This window comes from Bacillus sp. B1(2022), from assembly GCF_040259625.1.
In the GTDB taxonomy this organism is placed as follows: domain Bacteria; phylum Bacillota; class Bacilli; order Bacillales; family Bacillaceae; genus Bacillus; species Bacillus velezensis.
The window spans coordinates 381,290-403,315 of sequence record NZ_JANIFO010000001.1; the positions used below are offsets into that span (position 1 = coordinate 381,290).

Annotated in this window: 18 protein-coding genes and 1 other annotated feature; of the genes, 14 read left to right on the forward strand and 4 right to left on the reverse strand. The window is 45.2% G+C overall.

Annotated elements, in window-relative coordinates:
- Positions 1-292 precede the first annotated feature (292 nt).
- The 3 genes from NQS30_RS01955 (at position 293) to NQS30_RS01965 (ending at position 2,889) form a co-directional block, all read left to right on the forward strand.
- Complete coding sequence (locus NQS30_RS01955) at positions 293-1,180, forward strand: Cof-type HAD-IIB family hydrolase (protein WP_094031306.1); 888 nt, start codon at positions 293-295, stop codon at positions 1,178-1,180.
- A complete protein-coding gene (locus NQS30_RS01960; RefSeq protein ID WP_063094168.1) occupies positions 1,177-1,845 on the forward strand; it encodes a YczE/YyaS/YitT family protein in 669 nt (222 codons plus the stop codon). The genes NQS30_RS01955 and NQS30_RS01960 overlap by 4 nt, the downstream gene beginning before the upstream one ends.
- Before the next feature lie 69 nt (positions 1,846-1,914).
- Positions 1,915-2,889 carry a LacI family DNA-binding transcriptional regulator gene (locus NQS30_RS01965; protein ID WP_015240621.1) on the forward strand — a complete coding sequence of 325 codons (975 nt, stop codon included), beginning with the start codon at positions 1,915-1,917 and terminating at the stop codon, positions 2,887-2,889.
- A 29-nt stretch (positions 2,890-2,918) separates the two neighbouring features.
- On the opposite strand, the gene NQS30_RS01970 is transcribed toward NQS30_RS01965, so the two are convergent.
- Entirely contained in the window at positions 2,919-4,226 is a 1,308-nt protein-coding gene (locus NQS30_RS01970) for an amidohydrolase family protein (RefSeq protein WP_218791386.1), read from the reverse strand.
- Between the two features lie 680 nt (positions 4,227-4,906).
- Positions 4,907-5,146 (forward strand) — a binding site (T-box leader).
- Positions 5,147-5,207: 61 nt separating this feature from the next.
- Here NQS30_RS01970 and NQS30_RS01975 point away from each other — a divergent pair.
- Complete coding sequence (locus NQS30_RS01975) at positions 5,208-6,548, forward strand: amino acid permease (protein WP_007613881.1); 1,341 nt, start codon at positions 5,208-5,210, stop codon at positions 6,546-6,548.
- A gap of 34 nt (positions 6,549-6,582) precedes the next feature.
- On the opposite strand, the gene NQS30_RS01980 is transcribed toward NQS30_RS01975, so the two are convergent.
- Positions 6,583-7,500: a DMT family transporter gene (locus NQS30_RS01980; RefSeq protein WP_032876372.1), complete on the reverse strand. Its 918-nt coding sequence runs from the start codon at positions 7,498-7,500 to the stop codon at positions 6,583-6,585.
- Between the two features lie 97 nt (positions 7,501-7,597).
- On the opposite strand from NQS30_RS01980, the gene NQS30_RS01985 reads away from it, so the two are divergent.
- Positions 7,598-8,476: a LysR family transcriptional regulator gene (locus NQS30_RS01985; protein WP_218791385.1), complete on the forward strand. Its 879-nt coding sequence runs from the start codon at positions 7,598-7,600 to the stop codon at positions 8,474-8,476.
- Between the two features lie 33 nt (positions 8,477-8,509).
- Here the strand turns inward: NQS30_RS01985 and NQS30_RS01990 are convergent, their stop codons facing one another.
- Positions 8,510-8,917 (reverse strand): hypothetical protein, encoded by a 408-nt coding sequence (locus NQS30_RS01990; protein WP_174737126.1) that lies wholly within the window; start codon positions 8,915-8,917, stop codon positions 8,510-8,512.
- A gap of 275 nt (positions 8,918-9,192) precedes the next feature.
- Here NQS30_RS01990 and NQS30_RS01995 point away from each other — a divergent pair, with 275 nt between their 5' ends.
- Complete coding sequence (locus tag NQS30_RS01995; RefSeq protein ID WP_218791384.1) at positions 9,193-10,200, forward strand: LLM class flavin-dependent oxidoreductase; 1,008 nt, start codon at positions 9,193-9,195, stop codon at positions 10,198-10,200.
- Between the two features lie 35 nt (positions 10,201-10,235).
- Here the strand turns inward: NQS30_RS01995 and araR are convergent, their stop codons facing one another.
- Entirely contained in the window at positions 10,236-11,324 is a 1,089-nt protein-coding gene (gene araR, locus NQS30_RS02000; RefSeq protein ID WP_020956364.1) for an arabinose utilization transcriptional regulator AraR, read from the reverse strand.
- 256 nt (positions 11,325-11,580) lie between these two features.
- Here araR and araE point away from each other — a divergent pair, with 256 nt between their 5' ends.
- From araE to NQS30_RS02040, 8 genes are all read left to right on the forward strand, one after another.
- Positions 11,581-12,975: an arabinose-proton symporter AraE gene (gene araE, locus NQS30_RS02005; RefSeq protein WP_003151605.1), complete on the forward strand. Its 1,395-nt coding sequence runs from the start codon at positions 11,581-11,583 to the stop codon at positions 12,973-12,975.
- 264 nt (positions 12,976-13,239) lie between these two features.
- On the forward strand, positions 13,240-14,274 hold the full coding sequence (cggR, locus tag NQS30_RS02010; RefSeq protein ID WP_003151607.1) for a gapA transcriptional regulator CggR: 1,035 nt from the start codon (positions 13,240-13,242) through the stop codon (positions 14,272-14,274).
- 33 nt (positions 14,275-14,307) lie between these two features.
- Entirely contained in the window at positions 14,308-15,315 is a 1,008-nt protein-coding gene (gene gap, locus NQS30_RS02015; protein ID WP_003151611.1) for a type I glyceraldehyde-3-phosphate dehydrogenase, read from the forward strand.
- Between the two features lie 321 nt (positions 15,316-15,636).
- Positions 15,637-16,821 carry a phosphoglycerate kinase gene (locus NQS30_RS02020; RefSeq protein WP_003151616.1) on the forward strand — a complete coding sequence of 395 codons (1,185 nt, stop codon included), beginning with the start codon at positions 15,637-15,639 and terminating at the stop codon, positions 16,819-16,821.
- A 25-nt stretch (positions 16,822-16,846) separates the two neighbouring features.
- Positions 16,847-17,608 (forward strand): triose-phosphate isomerase, encoded by a 762-nt coding sequence (gene tpiA, locus NQS30_RS02025; protein WP_003151618.1) that lies wholly within the window; start codon positions 16,847-16,849, stop codon positions 17,606-17,608.
- Positions 17,601-19,136 (forward strand): 2,3-bisphosphoglycerate-independent phosphoglycerate mutase, encoded by a 1,536-nt coding sequence (gene gpmI, locus NQS30_RS02030; RefSeq protein WP_003151620.1) that lies wholly within the window; start codon positions 17,601-17,603, stop codon positions 19,134-19,136. Before tpiA ends, gpmI begins: the two co-directional genes overlap by 8 nt.
- Positions 19,137-19,163: 27 nt before the next feature.
- Positions 19,164-20,456, forward strand: coding sequence for a phosphopyruvate hydratase (gene eno, locus NQS30_RS02035; RefSeq protein ID WP_007409956.1), 1,293 nt, complete (start codon positions 19,164-19,166; stop codon positions 20,454-20,456).
- A gap of 168 nt (positions 20,457-20,624) precedes the next feature.
- Positions 20,625-21,905, forward strand: coding sequence for a M28 family peptidase (locus NQS30_RS02040; protein WP_122504205.1), 1,281 nt, complete (start codon positions 20,625-20,627; stop codon positions 21,903-21,905).
- Positions 21,906-22,026 lie beyond the last annotated feature (121 nt).

Here is a 22,026-nt window from a genome sequence, read left to right on the forward strand (position 1 = left end):
GTCAAACACATGATGGAAAGCTGTCCTGCTACAGTCCGGTTTCTAGTGAGTTGCCAGCGCTTGAAATTCCAGATGAATTTCTTCAAATTAGTGTTCCGCCATTAGCAGTCAGTTCTTTATTAACTGGATTAATCAAAAGAGAAGGATCATTAAGCAGGAGAACACTTGAGAAGCACAGGTCTAATCAGCTTCTGGAGAAAAACTTCAAATTAATATAATAATCTAATTGCTCTGAAACGCGTACCATACATTATACTTTCAATGATTTTTAAACTCTGAGGAGGAAATTCACATGAAAGTAATTGCAATTGACTTAGATGGCACGCTGTTATCAGAGAACTTAACTATCCAAGAACAAGATGTAAGAGCTTTAAAGCTTGGACAAAAACAAGGTCATCTTGTAACAATCGCTACAGGGAGAGCTTTATTTGATGCAAAACACATCATCAATAAATATGATTTGGATTTTCCGATTATTGCTTCAAACGGCGCTCAAATTGATGTGGGAAATCAGGTAATATTCGAACATTTTATGGATTCAGATGTAATCCAACCTATCATAACATGGTTAAATAAAGAGGAAATCTATTATCAGCTTTACTTATCTGACAAAATTGCCGTATCAAATCAAGGAATTCAGCAGCTTGAAAAAGAACTTTACAATACGGTAATGGAAGAACCTCATTTTAATCAAGAAGTATTTTGGAGTTCTATTAAAGCTCAAATCCATCAATACGGGTTAGAGGAAATACCGGGTACAATTGACCCTATCGATTATCGGTATGTCATAAAATGTATGATCGTTTCGCCAAACCAAAGAAAATTAAAAAAAGCTAAAGAATATTTTGGACAACTGAAGGAGTGTGCCGTAACGAGTTCAGGAGCATTCAATCTTGAAATCACAAGTGCAGGAGTAGATAAAGGAGCGTCATTAAATAAACTTTGTGAACATTATGGAACGGATGCGCAGAATGCAATCGCAATAGGTGATAATTTAAATGATCTGCCTATGTTTCATGCAGCAGGAATAGGGATAGCCATGGGAAATGCAGATAAGAAGCTTATTCAATTGGCTGCTTTTAAAACGTTATCGAATGATGAGTGTGGTGTATCTTATGCTTTTGATCATTACATTCTGACGAAAGAAGAAGACCCTAAACCGCGGAGTATACAGCCATGAGCCATTTTGTGAAAAGATGTTTAATCTATATTGTCGGATTGTTTATTTTATCCGTAGGGGTTGTATGTATGATTAAATCTAATACCGGGATTGCCCCCTGGGATGCTCTAAACGTGGCTTTATCAGAACTCATTGGCCTTACAATCGGGTCATGGGTTTTCATTGTCGGAGGAATCCTTATCTTTATAAACAGCCTCATAAAAATGCGGTTTCCTAATCTAGCCGGTTTTATTCCGATTGTTATTATTGGAAGTTTTGTTGACCTTTTAAACTTAAAGGTTCTTTCGTTCTTAAAAACAGATTCTGTAATTCTTCAATGGAGTTTATTTTTGATAGGGTTGTGTATATTGGCTATGGGAATCGCTATTTATTTAAGAGCATCTTTTCCTTCGATACCGAATGATGAATTAATGTTGGCTATTACTGAACGCACAGGTTGGGGTATTAATATTACAAAGACGATAGGGGAAGCTTTAGCTTTTGTGCTTGCAATCATTCTTCAGGGGCCGATTGGGATAGGAACCATCATTGTGTTGCTATGTCTGGGGATATTAGTAGGTTTATTTGACAAACTATTACACAAGATGGGGAAGCCCCGTTCTATTTATAGTGTGGGACATGAAGGCGCACATATTCATGCAGGCCATGATAAAACTATTCATTAAATGCTTTTTTTCCCCTTGTGTTATTCAGTGTGAAATCCTGATAACGCTGTCTAAGAAGGAGTAACAGTAATGACAAACATTACAGAGATAGCAAAGAAAGCGAACGTTTCTCGGACAACAGTTTCCAGAGTTCTCAATAATCATCCTTATGTAAAACCTGAGAAGCGGGACGCTGTGTTAAAAGCTATGAAGGAATTAAATTATGTACCAAATTTCAACGCGATTAACCTATCCAGGGGGAAGACAAATGTATTCGGAGTCATTGTTCCTAAAATCAACCATCCGTTTTTCAGTAAACTGATTGCCGGAATAGGCGAAGAGTGTAATAAACATAATTACAGTTTACTTGTGCACCAATCAAATAACGATCCTGAACAAGAAATGGAGTTTTTTAACAGATTGAAATACAAACTGATTGACGGTCTTATTTTGGGATCCTGTGTAAGCCCCCATCACGTACTCGACGAGATATCTGGGTTTGGCAATATTGTTTCCTGTGAAGCTTCTGCAAGCAAACAGGTTGCACATATATTTATTAATCATGAGTCAGGAATCAAAATGGCAATTGATCATCTGCGAAATCAAGGACATCAATCCATTGGTCTATGTATAGGAAATCCTAAGAGCGGTGTTGGCATAAGCAGAAAAAAATCATTTTTTCACTTTCGAAATGAATACGGATTGAAATGGAGTGATAATTGGTACTTTGAGGAACAGTACACTATTGAGAATGGTATAGAAATAGCAAAATTATTACTAAATAAGTCACCTCGTCCTGCGGCAATGGTTGTAGGAAGTGATTATGTTGCGGCAGGGATCATTTATGAAGCGAAAAGACAGGGAATACGAATACCTGAAGAACTGGCGGTTATAGGATTTGATAATCAGCCGATATCTAAGGTAATAGAACTTTCAACGATACATCAACCTATTAAAGAGTTGGGACAAACAGCAGCAAATTTATTATATAACTTAATGAATAACAAAGATGTCCCTAATATAAATAAGTTGAACCTAAAACTTATTAAAAGAAAGTCAACTTAAAAAGACCACTTTATGGTGGTCTTTTTTGCTTAGCGCAGAATCAGCTCTGGGGCAGGCGCTTTGAAATGAGCTCTTTTTTTCGTTTCATCTATAAAACTGAAGGGCTTCATGGAAAGGTTTTCAAGTTCATTTAGGAAGTGACAAGCTTTTAATGGTACAAATGATGTCATATTCCATACAACTTTCTCATTAAAACCTATAGCACGAATATTATGCATAAGCCGATCAATTGTGTAAGACCCTGCTGCTACATACCCTTTCCCTTGATACCACAGATTATTCCCTTCAATTTTCTCCAGTGATTGGCCGCACATGGAATCTGTGTCAATGCGATCTGTCAATGCTATAATACCCTTAGAGCCAACAAGTTCTACAACCCGCCGTGCAACTTCTAAGTCTACATGTTCACTATCAAAATTCATACAAATGGTTAATAAACCTTCTTTCGCGGCTCTCATCAAAGTACCGGGAACTTCTCCGACAAGTGTGTTTATATTATCTATGTTCCATTTATCTAACCGAGCATCTTTTAACCCCTCTAATCTATGTACTCTTTCTTGGGGTGTTCTCCAGGTGTGTTTAAAATTGTTTGGCATATCATTAAACAAATGATCTGTTAAAACGGCATCTGATCCAGTGTAATTGCTGCGTTTTTGCGCTGTATCTATAACTTTCATTATAAGTTCAGAGGTTTCCTCCGGGTATGCTTTTTGGAAGTGACCCAGCGCCGGTTTAACTCCAGCCTCCACAAGTGTATCCACAATCCATTCTAAACTCGGATGTTCTTCGGTGATATATTTCTTTAGATAGGAGTTTTCAGTCATAGCATCTGGGGACAGTACAGTATAAATAAGACCGTATTCTCCGCAAGAAGCGATCTTTTCCCATTCTTCTTTTAAGGGTGCCCAATTCCCTTTTTCCGGTGTGCCTGCAAAGCTGGCCAATAATGGTCCTTCTAGTGAAATACCTAAAATATTACGGTAACGTCCCTTTCTCTTTTGTGTATGGAACTCTTTCATAAAGGCTGCAAATTGATCTAATTGATTATGAGGAAGAAAAATAGAGGGTACACAGAAAATCCCTTCTATTTCAGCTAGTGTATTGATCTTTTCAATATCTAATTGATCTAAATTGCTAAAATCATAGTGACCGATTCCATGACAATGAAATTCTACTGGAAGAGATGGAACTAAATAAGAACCTGATTTCTTAAAAATTCCTTCTCCTCCAATGTCGAAGTTCAGCCATTCGTTATTACTATAGGTTATATCAGCGATTTTCATTACTCCATTTGTTTCAAGGTAAGCTGGGCTGTTAAATGATGTGCTGGACTGCATAGGAAACTCCTCCTGGAAATGTTTATTTAGTATTCAGTGAAGACACATCATCATCTTAAAGTATGAAACCCGTACCATATCAACCCTTTATTATCATTTTTGTAAAAAAATAGGTGTCTCATTCATCTTTCTACACCTGATTTTCTCGTTATTGTTATTTGTATCCTGAAAATCTCCTTTAAAAACTCAAAAACACTAGCTGTAACGCCACTAATGCTTCTATACAGTTTCGTGTTACGCCAACTAGTGTTCTCCACGAGTTTAATTTGTGGAATTGGTTTCATGTCAATAGCTTTAATAAATGGAATATGACTTCCGGGTATAGAACCTTGTGGAGTCATTGGAGTTGAACGATTAGAAATGAAATGTGTACAGTTACTAAGTTGGGGATACCAGCATAAGAGTAAAACCTTTCATATTTCTGCTAACTTTTTGCCGCTCAGTCCATATATCGCAGAAACCTTTCGTCGGAATTTCTGTTTGAACAATATATAAAGTGCTGATTACGCCATATTAGGGGCCGGCTCACCCCGCATATGAATATAAACATGGTCAGTCAAAATGTCTTAAATAGGTGATAAGAAAACCAGCGGCAAAAATTAGTATTGACTTTGAAAATAGAAGACTGTATATTATGTTACTATATTCAGAAAATAAAAACTCAAGAGATTCATTTAACATAAAACACTGTGAACGGGAGCAGTAAAAGAATCCAGTCAGAAAAAGAGAGCCGCGGGTTGGTGCAACGCGGACTGATTGTTCTTTGAACTCGCCCGGAAGTGGCAGGGCGGAACGGAATTGTCGGAATATTCCCTATGTCCTAACGGCTGACCTTCGTTAAAAGGTTTTTAAGCTGGATTCCGGATATTCGGGATCAACAAGAGTGGTACCGCGGCTGCCTGAGGCACGCCGTCTCTTTTCCCAAAGAGGCGGCGTGCTTTTTTATGTGATGAACACTTTTTGCGAGAGGGCGTGTGATAGATGGAAAAGGACAAGCAAACGTTAAAACGGACGATGTCGTCCAGACACATTATGATGATGGCGCTTGGAGGCGCAATCGGGGCCGGGCTCTTTAAAGGCAGCAGCACGGCGATTGATGAAGCGGGGCCATCCGTGTTATTGGCCTACCTCCTCGGCGGAATCATTCTGCTGTTTATTATGCAGGGGCTGGCCGAAATGGCAGTCAGAAACAAACATGCAAGGACGTTCCGTGATTTGGTTCAGCAGTCTCTCGGGTCGTACGCTGCATACTTTTTAGACTGGATCTATTGGAAAATGTGGGTGCTCAATATTGCCGCGGAGGCGGTCGTAGCCGCCATTTTCATTCAATATTGGCTGCCGGAATGTCCGATATGGATATTGGCTTTGATCATTTCCATCGTGGTGACGGTCGTAAACATGCTTTCTGTGAAACTGTTTGCCGAGACGGAGTACTGGCTCGCGCTCATTAAAATTACAGTGATTGTCATCTTTATTTTATGCGGGATTCTGCTATTATTTTTCTCATTCGGCAATCACACGGCGCCGGGGCTGTCTCATTTAACGGATCACGGAGGGTTTTTCCCGCATGGAGCGGGGGGTGTCATTACGGCGATGCTCGTCGTGATCTACTCATACGGCGGAACGGAAATCATCGGCGTCACGCTGGCGGAGACAAAAAATCCCGAAAAGGTGATCCCGAAAGCTGTCCGAAGCACGTTAACGCGGATTGTCGCTTTTTACTTGCTGCCGTTTTTCATCATCGTCAGCCTGATTCCTTGGAATCAAGTCAACAGCGTTCCGGAAAGCCCGTTTGTCATAGTATTTAAGATGATCGGGATTCCGGGTGCCGACCATATTATGAATGCCGTCATTCTTCTTGCGATTATCTCGTCTATGAACTCGGGACTGTACGGATCATCCCGCGTCTTGTTTACGCAGGCTTCTGACGGCCGGGTGCCGAAAATCTTTTCAAAACTATCGAAGAAAAAGGTTCCCGTCTATGCGATTCTGACTTGTACGTCATTTTTATATGTAGGCGTTCTGATTTCATTATTCGCAGGAAGCCAGACGTTTAATTATTTGATGGGTTCCCTCGGCTATACCGTGCTGTTCATCTGGCTGATTATCGGATTCGCCCATTTGAAATCAAGAAAACATTCAACAGAACAGCCGGCTTATTACGTCAAATGGTTCCCGTACACGACATGGTTTGCGGTGCTTGCGCTTTTGGCCATCCTGGTCGGCGTAATTGCGACGACATCCATCGTCATTACATGCATCACTGCGGCCATCTATCTCCTCATTACGGCTGCGTATCTCGTGAAAGGGAGACGTCAATAAATAAAAAAACTCTTGCCCCGCGGCAAGAGTTTTTTTAATGAACGGCCTTTTTTTCTGCGGCCAGAGCAGGTGTTTTCAGTTTCTTCGGTGTTATATTCACAAAACAAATGCTTGTGACGATCAGAAGCAGTCCGGCTAAAAGGCTGACGGTCAGCGGCTCATGCAGGAATATCGAGCTGACGGTAATGGATATGAGCGGGATCAGGAAGGTGTAAGAGGCGACCTTGCTTGCTTCCCCTGAACCGACAAGCGTAAAAAAGGCGAGCCAGCCGAGCGCGATAACAAAAACTGAAATGAACAGAAGGCTGAGAATGAACGGAGCTTTCCATTGAATCGCTGAAAAGCTTTCTGAAAAATGGCCGGAGCTGACAAGCAGCACGCCGCCGATCAGAAGCTGAAGAGCGACCATCCAGATAGAGTCCGCGCGTCCGCCCGTTCTTTTCACATATACCGTGCCGAGCGCCCAGCTGACCGCAGAGCCTAAGGCCAAAAGAATGCCGGCGATGGAAATATGGCCTCCGAAACCGGCTGCGCTGATGACGGCGACACCGGCAAAGCCCAGAATAAGACCGGCTATTTTTAAAGGATACATCGATTCCCCGAGCCACAGCCAAGAAAAAACGCCCATTAACACCGGCTGGAAAAACACGATGGCTGAAAATAAGCCGGCAGGCAGGTAATTCAAGCCGACCGTTTGCAGGCCGTAAAATAAAGTAATATTTAAAATGGCAGAAATAAGATAGATCGGCCACGTTTCTTTAAAACGCAGCTTTTTAAAACGGGGCAGCGCCACCATTAATAATAGAAGTCCGCCGATCAGCGTGCGGATTCCGGCAAACAGAAGAGGCGGCGAATAGGCAAGCGCGGCTTTTGTCAGCGGCCAGTTAATTCCCCACACCGTGACTAGAAACGCCAGCATAAGAGCCGTCTGTATTTTCGAAAGCTGTTTCACGTCGTTCACTCCTTGTAGAACAATTCCATCATATGATACGGTAATCAGTAAGATAAATAAAATGAATCTTTTTTATAAGGAGCATAAGTAAAACGTTATGACGATTACACAACTGCGGGTTTTTGTTCAAATCGCTGAAACGGGAAGCTTTACAAAAGCGGGGCAGGCGCTGAATATGACGCAGCCCGCTGTCAGCCATGCCATCTCTGCGCTTGAGTCAGAGCTCGGCATCAAGCTGATCATCCGCGAGCGCCGCAACGGCGTAAGGCTCACGGACACGGGCGGAAAAATTCTCGTCCATATCAGAGAGGTGCTCAAAGGCATAGAAAAAGCCGAGCAGCTGGCGGCCGCGGAAAGAGGGCTTGAACAGGGAACGATTCACATCGGCACATTTCCGGCCGCTTCCGCTTATTTCATTCCAAAGCTGATCAGCGTGTTTAAAAAACGGTATCCGAAGCTTGAGTTGGTGCTTCATGAAGGAACGGTTAACGAAGTAAAGGAATGGCTCCGCTCCCGGGTAATAGATGTGGGGATCACTCTTTTTCCTACGGAAGACATGGAATATCTGCCGCTGAAAAAAGATAAAATGGCCGTCGTGCTTAGAAATGATCATCCGCTTTGCTGCTGTGAGTCAATCACTCTGAAAGATCTTGACCGCCAGCCGATGATCATCTGTGACGGAGGATACGAATCACCGTTTATTGATATGTTTAAGGAGGCAGGATCTGTGCTGACTGCCGCATTTACTGTTTACAACGTCAATACGTCCATCAGCATGATCAAAGAGGGGCTGGGAATTGCGATATTATCACAAATGTCTATGTCGGGAATATCGCTGCCGGAAAATGTCGTGACAAGGGAACTCAATCAGGCGGTGTACCGTGATGTTCTGCTTGCCGTTCCTTCTATAAAGGAGGCTTCATTGGCGGCAAAACTTTTTATTCAAATCGCACAGGAACTCACAAAGAACGAATAAAAAAAGACCCTAATCATCATAGGGCCCTGAATCTTATCGGTTAATTTTAAAAGAGTTTGTCGTATTGACAAGTTTTGAACCGCTGAACGTAGCTTTGACACGATAATAACCTGTCTTGCATCCTTTTAAAGAGAAAGACTTAGTCACCCTTACTGAGAAAGAAAAGGTTGTTTTTTTACAAGTCGTCCATTTCTTTCCGGACTTTCGCTGTAAGTATAGGTTTCCTTTAAAAGTTCGATCTGACGGATACGCTGTACTGAGAGTAAAATCGACAGTTTTCGCTTTTTTCGTGTAGTAGGAGGCATCGGTAAATCCGCTTACATTTAAATGCTGCTGAGTGCCGGAATAAAAGTCTGCGGCATATGCCTTATCGGTGTTTCCTGTAAAGAAGATTGCTGCCAGTAAAGCTGTTGTGAGTGCCATTAAGATTTTTTTACGCATATAGACAATGACTTCCTTCCTATTCAATATCATACATATCTTAACATTATTGGGTTTGTTCTTTCAACGATAGATTTTCACTTTTATAGGATGAAAAGCTCACCATATCTGAATGTAATAGATTCATTCATACAGAGTTCACTAGTGACGACCGCTGACTGATTGTTCGAATATCATCGAATCAAATTGTTTAACTCACGGGAAAAGCTGTGGTAAGGTGTGTGGTAGAGACCTTGTTTAAGATCTGCTTACACTAAACCATAAAGGAGAAAACGATGGCTGAACATACATTGAAAGATACTGCGTTTTCCGTATTGAATTTATCGCCGGTCGTACAGGGGGGAACGGTTGCTGAATCGTTCCGCAACAGCATGGATTTAGCGCGCCGCGCCGAGGAGTGGGGCTATAACCGCTATTGGCTTGCGGAGCATCATAATATAGAAGGCGTCGCCAGCTCGGCAACGGCGGTGCTGATCGGCCACATCGCCGGCGGCACGAAAAAAATCCGCGTCGGTTCTGGGGGTATTATGCTGCCGAATCATTCTTCACTTGTGATCGCGGAGCAATTCGGAACCCTTGAAACGTTATATCCGGGGCGAATTGACCTGGGGCTCGGACGCGCGCCGGGAACCGACCAATTAACGGCGAGAGCCTTACGAAGAAACATAAACAGCGGGGAAGATTTTCCGGAGCAGCTTGAAGAATTGAGAAATTACTTCAGACCGACAGGCAATGTGCGCAATCAAGTCCGCGCCATTCCGGGCGAAGGGCTGGACGTGCCGATCTGGCTTTTGGGATCGAGCGGCTTCAGCGCGCGTCTTGCGGGAGAGCTCGGCCTTCCGTTCGCCTTTGCGGCTCACTTCTCACCGAAAAACACCGTGCCCGCCCTTGAGCTGTACCGCAGCTCCTTCCGTCCGTCAGACGTACTGGATAAACCGTACGCGATGGTCGGCGTCACCGTCATTGCCGCCGATACGGATGAAAAGGCGGAGCATCTGGCGACATCGCATTATCAAAGATTTTTAGACCTCGTCCGCGGCACGCCGAACCAGCTGAAGCCTCCTGTTGAAGACATGGATCAAATCTGGTCACCGTATGAAAAAGCGATGGTCAATGAACAGCTCAGTTCAACGATCGTCGGCGGACCGGAGCGTGTGAAGGAAAAGCTGGAAAGCTTCATCCGGACAACACAGGCGGATGAAATCATGGTGAATTCAGAAAGCTTTGAGCATGCCGACAGAATGAGATCATTTGAAATCATTGCCGAATTAAAAAACAGCTGAGCAAAAAAAGCAATGTGCCGCGCACATTGCTTTTTTTATTCGCCGATCCGCCTGACGGAATTCCGGATGACGAGTTCCGGTTCATACACGACGTCATCCTTCTTCGGTTTTTTATGCTCTAAGCAGTCGATGACGTATTTTGCCGCCGCTTTCCCCATAATGGATTTCGGATGCTTGACAGAGGTGAGCTTCACCTCGGAAATCTGGGCGAAATGTGAATCGTCATAGCCCATGACCGATACGTCATCAGGCACCTTTAACCCGAATTCCCTGAGAAGATTAATCGTCTTCAGCGCAATTTCGTCATTGTAGCAAAGAATGGCCGTCGGATGTGACCCGCTGTTTTGCTCAAGGGTATGCTTAATTTTTTGGAGAAGCACGGTTTCTTTTTCCTCAGTCGTGTAAGTCACGATCATGTCCGGAGACGGGAAAATCCCGCGCTCCCGATGCGCCTGAAGATAGCCGTTCATCCGTTTGACGCCCTGCGTGTCATCCGCTTTAAAGATTCCCATAATGTGCGTGTGGCCGAGGGACATGACGTATTCACAAGCCATCATGCCGCCTTTGACATCATTGACGGAAAAGCTTGGTGCGGCCAGCTCCGCATAAGAGGCGTTAATCATGGCAAACGGAATGCCGTTTTTCTCCAGATTGAGATAGTAGCCGATGTTGGGCGTCTGCAGCGCGCTTTTTGTAGGCTCGACAATCAGCCCGTCTATATTTTTGGACAGCAGGTTTTCAAGGCCGCGCCGCTCACTTTCTGTATTGTTGTTGGTGCTCGTCAGCAGCATGGAATAGCCCTGTTCGCTTAAATAAGATTCAATTCCCCTGATGATGCTCGGGAAAATATAGTCTGATATGTACGTTGTAATGACGCCGATCGTTTTGTTTGAATGCATGGCTGATTTCGCCGTGCGTGAAGCGACGAAGGTGCCTCCGCCCTGAACGCTGTACAGCAGCCCCTGCGAGACCAAATCTCCGATCGCCTTTCTGATGGTATGGCGGCTGACGCCGAACTGCTGCATCAGCTCATTTTCCGTAGGCAGCTTTTCGTCAGGCTGTATTTTTCCTTGATTCAGCCATGAACAAATTTCTTCTTTTACTTGAGCATATTTCGGTAGCATATCAATTCCTCCAAAATGTATACGGACAAATTCCAGTATAACATAGTAAGCCCTTTCATCAAGCTGTAAAAATAATTGACAGATTATGAAAAACTGCTTATTCTTTATTTGTACGTACTAATTTCCCTTATTTTTAGATAAAATTCTTTATAAGTACGTACAAATGTGGCGATTCTGAAGAAAACAAAGCAACATCAAGCGCCGCACTCTGTTTTGTAAGCGTTTTTATTCTATTATTCGCGGGAGGGTAAAATTCATGAAGAATCACCCGGCACCAATTGGCTCAAATGTACCTGTCACTCGGCAGCATTCCAAGTGGTTTGTCATTCTCATCTCATGCGCGGCCGGACTGGGAGGGCTTTTGTACGGTTATGACACGGCGGTGATTTCCGGCGCTATCGGTTTCCTGAAAGATTTGTACCGCTTAAGTCCTTTTATGGAAGGGCTCGTGATTTCAAGCATTATGATCGGCGGTGTTTTCGGCGTCGGGATTTCCGGATTTTTGAGTGACCGTTTCGGACGGAGAAAGATTTTGATGGCAGCGGCGCTGTTGTTTGCGGTGTCAGCGGTTGTCTCTGCGCTTTCTCAAAGTGTGTCTTCCTTAGTGATCGCCAGAGTCATCGGCGGTCTGGGAATCGGCATGGGCTCCTCGCTTTCTGTCACGTATATTACCGAAGCCGCTCCGCCGGCCATACGCGGCAGTCTGTCTTCACTGTATCAGCTGTTTACGATATTAGGGATTTCCGGCACTTATTTTATTAACCTCGCCGTCCAGCAATCCGGCTCATATGAATGGGGAGTGCACACCGGCTGGCGGTGGATGCTCGCTTACGGCATGATTCCGTCCGTCATCTTTTTTATCGTGCTGCTTATCGTACCGGAAAGTCCGCGCTGGCTTGCGAAAGCGGGGCGCCGGAATGAAGCCCTCGCCGTGCTGACGCGCATTAACGGCGAGCAGACCGCGAAAGAAGAAATCAAACAAATCGAAACGTCTTTACAATTAGAAAAAATGGGTTCATTGTCTCAGCTGTTTAAACCGGGGCTGAGAAAAGCGCTTGTGATCGGGATTCTGCTGGCTTTATTCAATCAGGTCATCGGTATGAACGCAATTACGTATTACGGGCCGGAAATTTTCAAAATGATGGGCTTCGGACAGAATGCGGGGTTTATCACGACATGCATCGTCGGTGTCGTTGAAGTGATTTTCACCATTATCGCGGTTCTTTTAGTCGATAAGGTAGGCCGGAAAAAGCTGATGGGGGTCGGATCTGCCTTTATGGCGCTGTTCATGATCTTAATCGGGGCATCCTTTTATTTTCAGCTGGCGAGCGGTCCGGCTTTAGTCGTCATCATATTGGGATTCGTCGCCGCTTTCTGCGTATCAGTCGGGCCGATTACGTGGATCATGATTTCGGAAATCTTTCCGAACCACCTCCGCGCACGCGCCGCCGGTATTGCGACGATATTCTTATGGGGGGCCAACTGGGCGATCGGCCAGTTCGTGCCGATGATGATCAGCGGGTTGGGGCTCGCGTACACCTTCTGGATATTCGCCGTCATTAATATTCTCTGTTTCTTGTTTGTCGTGACGATCTGCCCTGAGACGAAAAATAAATCATTAGAAGAAATAGAAAAACTCTGGATAAAATGAAAGCGTTTTACGACAAAAGTCCGCTCCGGCGGGCTTTTGTCTGTCACCTTCATTCCATTTCTGTATATAATGACTTTATCAAGGAGATACTGGAAAATCCTGCGAAGAATGTCGAGGAATTGACCTTTAACAGTTGAATTAACAATGTCATCCTGTTAAAATAATTAAAGAAAGCAGACATAATTTTTTTTGGCTATGATGGGACGTTTTTTGTCATAGCGGGACATTTTCTGTCCAGTATGAATAGGAAGGAACGTTTGAGTCATGAACCAGTTAATACAAGCTCAAAAAAAATTATTGCCTGATCTTTTGCTTGTGATGCAGAAAAGATTTGAAATCTTGCAGTATATCAGGCTTACCGAACCGATCGGCCGCAGAAGTCTTGCAGCCAGTCTCGGATTGACCGAGCGCGTTCTCAGAAGCGAGGTTCAGTTCTTGAAAGAACAGAATCTCATCGATATTAAAACAAACGGCATGACAATGACGGAAGAGGGCTATTCACTGCTTTCGATTCTGGAAGATACGATGAAGGATGTTTTAGGATTGACGCTTCTGGAAAAGACATTAAAAGAGCGGCTTAATCTGAAAGACGCCATTATCGTTTCCGGAGACAGCGACCAATCTCCTTGGGTCAAAAAAGAATTAGGGAGAGCGGCCGTTGCATGTATGAAAAAGAGATTTTCAGGCAAAAATATCGTCGCTGTAACCGGCGGTACGACAATTGAAGCCGTCGCCGATATGATGACGCCGGATTCAAAAAACCGCGAGCTCCTGTTTGTTCCCGCAAGAGGCGGTTTAGGCGAAGATGTGAAAAACCAGGCGAACACCATATGCGCGCATATGGCGGAAAAGGCTTCAGGCACTTACCGGCTTTTGTTCGTTCCCGGACAGCTGTCACAAGGCGCCTACTCATCTATTATTGAAGAACCTTCCGTAAAAGAGGTGCTTCACACGATTAAATCAGCGAGTATGCTCGTTCACGGAATCGGCGAAGCTAGAACAATGGCGGAGCGAAGAAACACGCCTTTGGAAGATTTGAAGAAAATAGATGACAATCATGCGGTGACAGAGGCATTCGGCTACTACTTTAATGCGGACGGAGAAGTCGTTCACAAGGTGCATTCAGTCGGAATGCAGCTCGATGACCTCGATGCCATTCCCGACATTATCGCGGTAGCGGGCGGATCATCAAAAGCAGAAGCAATCGAAGCTTATTTTAAAAAGCAGCGAAACACGGTTCTCGTCACGGACGAAGGAGCCGCAAAGAAGTTATTAAGGGATAACAGTCCCTCAATATAAATATCTCTCACTTATTTAAAGGAGGAAATAATCATGGCAGTAAAAGTCGGTATTAACGGTTTTGGTCGTATTGGACGTAACGTATTCCGCGCAGCATTAAACAATCCTGAAGTTGAGGTAGTAGCGGTTAACGATTTAACAGACGCTAACATGCTTGCTCATCTTTTACAATATGATTCCGTACACGGAAAATTAGATGCAGAAGTTAAAGTTGACGGCAGCAACCTTGTTGTTAATGGCAAAACAATCGAAGTTTCTGCTGAGCGCGATCCTGCGAAACTCAGCTGGGGCAAACAAGGCGTTGAAATCGTAGTTGAATCTACTGGTTTCTTCACAAAACGCGCAGACGCTGCGAAACACTTAGAAGCAGGCGCGAAAAAAGTTATCATCTCTGCACCTGCTAACGAAGAAGATATCACAATCGTTATGGGTGTTAACGAAGACAAATACGATGCGGCTAACCACCATGTTATCTCTAACGCATCTTGCACAACAAACTGCCTTGCGCCGTTTGCAAAAGTACTTAACGACAAATTCGGCATCAAACGCGGTATGATGACAACTGTTCACTCTTACACAAACGATCAGCAAATTCTTGATCTTCCGCACAAAGACTACCGTCGTGCGCGTGCAGCAGCTGAAAACATCATTCCTACATCAACTGGTGCTGCTAAAGCAGTTTCCCTTGTTCTTCCTGAACTGAAAGGCAAACTGAACGGCGGAGCTATGCGTGTGCCGACTCCAAACGTTTCTCTTGTTGACCTAGTTGCTGAACTGAACAAAGACGTAACGGCTGAAGACGTAAACGCAGCTCTTAAAGAAGCGGCTGAAGGCGATCTTAAAGGAATCCTTGGCTACAGCGAAGAGCCATTAGTATCCGGAGACTACAACGGCAATGCTAACTCTTCTACAATCGATGCTCTTTCTACAATGGTTATGGAAGGCAGCATGGTAAAAGTAATCTCTTGGTACGATAACGAAAGCGGCTACTCTAACCGCGTTGTTGACCTTGCAGCTTACATCGCAAAACAAGGTCTTTAATTCATAGCTCCCGGAAAGGGCCGGACTTGGTTCTTTCGGACAGAAACGCTATAATGAAAGCGGACAAGGGAAGGGGACGGACTCCCTTTCCCTTTTTCCATGAGAACCGGCTTTCAGAAAGCGCCGGATTGCTGCAGAACGTCCGCGTTTTGAAGTTTCCGCGGCACTTTCGTTTTCTGAGCCGCCTGCCCTGGCTCAGAAGACGATCTGCCCCGTGCCCGGAAGCTGCAATCTGCCCCGCGGCGGAAGCATCATGAGGCGGTTTCACGTTTCACGTTTTTCGTGCTATGCAAACCATTTTGAAGGAGGATCTCCTAAGGCATGAATAAAAAAACAGTAAAAGACATCGACGTAAAAGGCAAAGTCGTATTCTGCCGCGTTGACTTTAACGTTCCAATGAAAGACGGGGAAGTAACAGACGATACTCGTATCCGCGCTGCGCTTCCAACAATCAAACACCTTGCAGACCAAGGCGCGAAAGTCCTTCTTGCGAGCCACTTAGGCCGCCCGAAAGGCGAAGTGGTTGAGGAGCTTCGTTTAACTCCTGTCGCTGCACGCTTAGGCGAACTGCTCGGCAAAGAAGTGAAAAAAGCGGATGAAGCTTACGGCGATGCTGTAAAAGCACAAATTTCTGATATGAAGGACGGAGACGTTCTTGTATTGGAAAACGTACGTTTCTACCCTGGTGAAGAGAAAAACGATCCTGAGCTTGCTAAAGCATTTGCTGAGCTTGCGGATGTATATGTCAATGACGCATTTGGTGCTGCCCACCGTGCTCACGCATCTACAGCCGGAATTGCCGAGCATCTGCCGGCGGTTGCAGGATTCCTGATGGAAAAAGAGCTTGACGTTCTCGGCAAAGCCGTGACAAATCCTGAGCGCCCGTTTACGGCAATCATCGGCGGCGCGAAAGTAAAAGACAAAATCGGTGTAATCGAAAGTCTGCTTGATAAAGTGGACAACTTGATCATCGGCGGAGGTCTTGCTTACACATTCGTAAAAGCGCTTGGTTATGAAGTCGGTAAATCTCTTCTTGAAGAAGATAAAATCGAACTTGCAAAATCATTCATGGACCGCGCGAAAGAAAAAGGCGTTAAATTCTATATGCCGGAAGACGTTCTCGTTGCTGATGATTTCTCTAACGATGCAAACGTCCAAATCGTGCCGATCTCTGAGATCCCAAGTGATTTAGAAGCGATCGACATCGGAACGAAAACCCGCGAAACGTACGCTGAAGTTATCAAAAACAGCAAACTTGTCGTATGGAACGGACCGATGGGCGTATTCGAAATCGACTTGTTCGCTCAAGGCACAAAAGCAGTGGCTGAAGCATTGGCAGAGGCAAACGATACATACTCTGTCATCGGCGGAGGAGACTCTGCGGCAGCCGTTGAAAAATTCGGCCTTGCTGACAAAATGAGCCATATCTCAACAGGCGGCGGAGCATCCCTTGAATTCATGGAAGGCAAAGAGCTTCCAGGTGTAGCTGCGCTGAACGATAAATAAAAACTGCTATAAGGAAGTGGAACAGATGAGAAAACCAATTATAGCCGGTAACTGGAAAATGAACAAAACACTCGGCGAGGCTGTCAGCTTCGTTGAAGAAGTGAAATCTTCCATTCCAGCAGCAGACAAAGCGGAAGCCGTTGTTTGCGCACCAGCTCTTTTCTTAGAAAAGCTGACTTCTGCTGTTAAAGGAACTGACCTGAAAGTCGGCGCCCAAAACATGCATTTTGAAGAAAACGGTGCGTTCACAGGTGAAATCAGCCCGGTCGCTCTGAAAGACCTTGGCGTGGATTACTGCGTCATCGGCCACTCTGAGCGCCGTGAAATGTTCGCTGAAACTGATGAAACAGTTAACAAAAAAGCGCATGCCGCTTTCAAACACGGCATTGTGCCGATCATTTGCGTAGGTGAAACGCTTGAAGAGCGCGAAGCCGGAAAAACAAATGATCTTGTTGCCGATCAAGTGAAAAAAGGTCTTGCGGGTCTTTCTGAAGAGCAAGTTGCCGCTTCCGTTATTGCGTACGAGCCAATCTGGGCAATCGGAACAGGCAAATCTTCTACAGCGAAAGATGCTAACGACGTCTGCGCGCATATCCGTAAAGTCGTTGCTGAAAGCTTCAGCCAGGAAACTGCTGACAAGCTCCGCATTCAATACGGCGGCAGCGTAAAACCTGCAAATATTAAAGAATATATGGCAGAGTCCGATATTGACGGTGCTTTGGTCGGCGGCGCAAGCCTTGAACCGCAGTCATTCGTTCAATTATTGGAGGAAGGTCAATATGAGTAAAAAACCAGCTGCACTCATCATTCTTGATGGGTTCGGATTACGCAATGAAACAGTCGGAAACGCAGTCGCACAAGCGAAAAAACCGAATTTCGACCGTTATTGGAACCAATACCCTCATCAGACGCTGACGGCATCAGGCGAAGCAGTCGGACTGCCTGAAGGACAGATGGGGAACTCTGAAGTCGGTCATTTGAATATCGGCGCAGGACGTATTGTGTACCAAAGCTTAACACGCGTGAACGTTGCCATCCGCGAAGGCGAATTCGAACGCAATCAAACGTTCCTTGACGCCATCAAAAACGCGAAAGACAACGACAAAGCGCTGCACCTGTTCGGCCTTCTTTCTGACGGAGGCGTACACAGTCATATCAATCATTTATTCGCGCTGCTGAAGCTTGCGAAAAGTGAAGGACTGACGAAGGTGTATATTCACGGTTTCCTCGACGGCCGCGATGTAGGTCCGCAAACGGCGAAAACTTACATTCAGCAGCTGAATGAGCAGATCGAAGAAATCGGTGTCGGCGAAATCGCCAGCATTTCCGGACGCTACTACTCCATGGACCGCGACAAACGCTGGGACCGTGTGGAAAAAGCGTACCGCGCAATGGCTTACGGCGAAGGCCCGTCTTACCGCAGCGCGATGGATGTAGTCGACGATTCTTATGCGAACGGCATTCATGATGAATTCGTCATTCCGTCCGTCATCACAAAAGAAAACGGTGAACCCGTTGCGAAAATTCATGACGGCGATTCTGTGATTTTCTATAATTTCAGACCAGACCGCGCCATCCAGATTTCAAACACGTTTACCAACAAAGATTTCCGCGATTTCGACCGCGGTGAAAATCATCCGAAAAACCTGTATTTCGTCTGCCTGACTCACTTCAGTGAATCTGTTGACGGATATGTGGCTTTTAAACCGGTAAACCTTGACAATACGGTCGGTGAAGTATTAGCACAGCACGGGTTAAAACAGCTTCGCATTGCAGAAACTGAAAAGTATCCGCACGTTACGTTCTTTATGAGCGGCGGCCGCGAAGAAGAATTCCCGGGCGAAGAGCGCATCCTCATTAACTCGCCGAAGGTCGCGACATATGACTTGAAGCCTGAAATGAGCGCGTATGAAGTGAAGGATGCTCTTGTAAAAGAAATCGCGGCTGACAAGCACGACGCAATCATCCTGAATTTTGCAAACCCTGACATGGTCGGCCACTCCGGAATGGTCGAACCGACGATTAAAGCAATTGAAGCAGTGGACGAATGCTTAGGCGAAGTGGTTGACGCCATCATCGCTAAAGGCGGACATGCCATCATTACCGCTGATCACGGTAATGCGGACATTCTGATTACAGAAACAGGCGAACCGCACACTGCCCATACGACAAACCCAGTCCCTGTCATTGTGACGAAAGAAGGCGTGACGCTGCGCGAAGGCGGAATCCTAGGCGACCTCGCACCAACGTTATTAGACCTTCTCGGTGTTGAAAAACCGAAAGAAATGACCGGAACATCTTTAATTCAAAAATAAGCGTAAATCAAAAGGAGAGACAAACTCATGCCATACATTGTTGATGTTTATGCACGCGAAGTCCTTGACTCCCGCGGCAACCCAACAGTTGAAGTTGAAGTATATACAGAAACAGGAGCTTTCGGCCGCGCATTAGTGCCAAGCGGAGCTTCTACAGGTGAATACGAAGCGGTTGAGCTTCGTGACGGCGACAAAGACCGTTACCTTGGAAAAGGCGTGTTAACTGCTGTTAACAACGTAAACGAAATCATTTCTCCAGAGCTTCTCGGCTTTGACGTAACTGAACAAAACGCAATCGATCAGCTTTTAATCGAGCTTGACGGAACTGAAAACAAAGGCAAACTCGGTGCGAACGCAATCCTTGGCGTATCTATGGCTTGTGCGCGCGCAGCTGCTGATTTCTTACAGATTCCTCTTTACCAATACCTTGGAGGATTCAACTCAAAAACGCTTCCTGTACCGATGATGAACATCGTAAACGGCGGAGAGCATGCTGACAACAACGTAGACATTCAAGAATTCATGATCATGCCTGTAGGCGCGCCTAACTTCCGTGAAGCGCTTCGCATGGGCGCTCAAATCTTCCACAGCCTGAAATCAGTTCTTTCTGCTAAAGGAATGAACACAGCTGTAGGTGACGAAGGCGGATTCGCTCCGAACCTTGGTTCTAACGAAGAAGCGCTTCAAACAATCGTTGAAGCGATCGAAAAAGCCGGCTTCAAACCTGGCGAAGAAGTGAAACTTGCGATGGATGCTGCATCTTCTGAGTTCTACAACAAAGAAGACGGCAAATACCATCTGTCTGGCGAAGGCGTTGTGAAAACATCTGCTGAAATGGTTGACTGGTACGAAGAAATGGTTTCTAAATACCCAATCATCTCTATCGAAGACGGACTTGACGAGAACGACTGGGAAGGCCACAAACTTCTTACAGAGCGTCTTGGCAAAAAAGTTCAGCTTGTCGGTGACGACCTTTTCGTTACAAACACGAAAAAGCTTGCTGAAGGTATCAAAAACGGCGTAGGCAACTCTATCCTGATCAAAGTAAACCAAATCGGTACATTGACTGAAACATTCGATGCGATCGAAATGGCGAAACGCGCGGGCTACACTGCCGTTATCTCTCACCGTTCAGGTGAAACTGAAGACAGCACAATCGCTGACATCGCTGTGGCAACTAATGCAGGACAAATCAAAACAGGTGCTCCGTCCCGTACGGACCGTGTTGCGAAATACAACCAGCTTCTTCGCATCGAAGATCAGTTGGCTGAAACTGCTCAATACCACGGTATTAACTCTTTCTATAACTTGAATAAGTAATGGAATGGACGCCGGGAGATATTCTCCCGGCGTTTTTTTATGCTCCCGGGCTTTTCCCTCCTTTTTCATCATCTTCATTTGGTCAATAATATTCATTTTTCCCCTTTTTAAAGGAATCAGTGTTCTTCAATCGAAAGGGAAGAGGTGTTAATAAGAGGAGGGATTATGATGAAATTTCCATTTATGTCAGCCGCGGTGGCAGCAAGCGTCATATGGGGCGCGTCTGCCGGGCCGCTGTCCGAAACTCATGCTTATTCAGCCGTGACTGCGCCGGTTTTTGATGCTGATGAGGCATTGGACACGATGCATGATCTGAGTGAAACCATCGGACCGCGGGAAACCGGAACTGCGAAAGAAAAGGAAGCGGCTGAATACATATCGAATCGCCTGCGGGCTCAGGGCGCCAGTGTCAAAGTACAGTCATTTCCATTGAAAAAGTACTTTTCAGGTTCAGTCACAGCGGGAGATCATGAATTCCCGCTCCGCTCCGCTGATCAATCCGCTGTTGAAAAAGAGCTGAGAATTGAGGGAGGGATTTTTGACGGCGGCTGCGGATCACGCGATGACGTAACAGGAGCCAAAGGAAAGATTGCAGTGATACGCGAAGGAAAGATCCCCGTTTCTCAAAAGATCAAACATGCCGAACAAGCGGGAGCCAAAGCAGTCATTATTTATAATCAGACAACAAAACCGCTCGCCGTCCGTCCGCATACCGATAAAGGAATCACGATACCGGCGGCGGGTATGAAAAAAGAAGACGGTGAAGCACTGCTGCAGGAAAAGCAGGCAGTCATTCAATTTAAAAACTATAAAAACCGCACCTCACAAAATATTATAGGAACGCGCAAAGCGGCACAGGCCAACTCTTCTGATGCTGATATTATTTATGTCACAGCGCATTATGACAGCGTAAAAGGCGCGCCCGGAGCGGATGATAACGCCTCAGGCACATCTGCCGTTCTGGAAATCAGCAAGCAATTCACACACATACCGAAAGACAAAGAGATCCGCTTTATCCTGTTCGGTGCAGAAGAATTATGGTCTGCGGGTTCATCTTATTACGTCAGTACACTCACGAACAATGAAAGAAAGCACAGCCAGGCCAATTTTAATGCCGATATGATTGCGACTGACTGGGAAGAAGCGAGTCAAATGTGTGTCACGACTCCTGACGGCAGGGAAAACCCGAGTGTCCGGTATGCTGAAAAAGCCGCTGAAAAATCCCGCTTGGTCAAGCCCAACCTGATTCAGCTCGGTTACTCAGACCATGTCTCTTTTTATGAAGCAGGGATTCCGTCGGCTAACTGGATTTGGCTCAGCCCCGATACACAGGAGCCGGGGCCTTGGTATCACACCGAGAATGATAATATGAAACACATCAGCAAAGAACGATTAGAGAAAGCGGGATCACTCGTTTCCGCGGCTGTAACTGAGGCAGTGAAAGAATAAAAAAACAGGCTTCGGCCTGTTTTTTTATATTATTTTCTGTATATTCTCTCAATTAAGGGAGATTTTCTCACTCGTTACCAGATATATACCATTTGACAGGATTTTATTTTACAAATAAAAG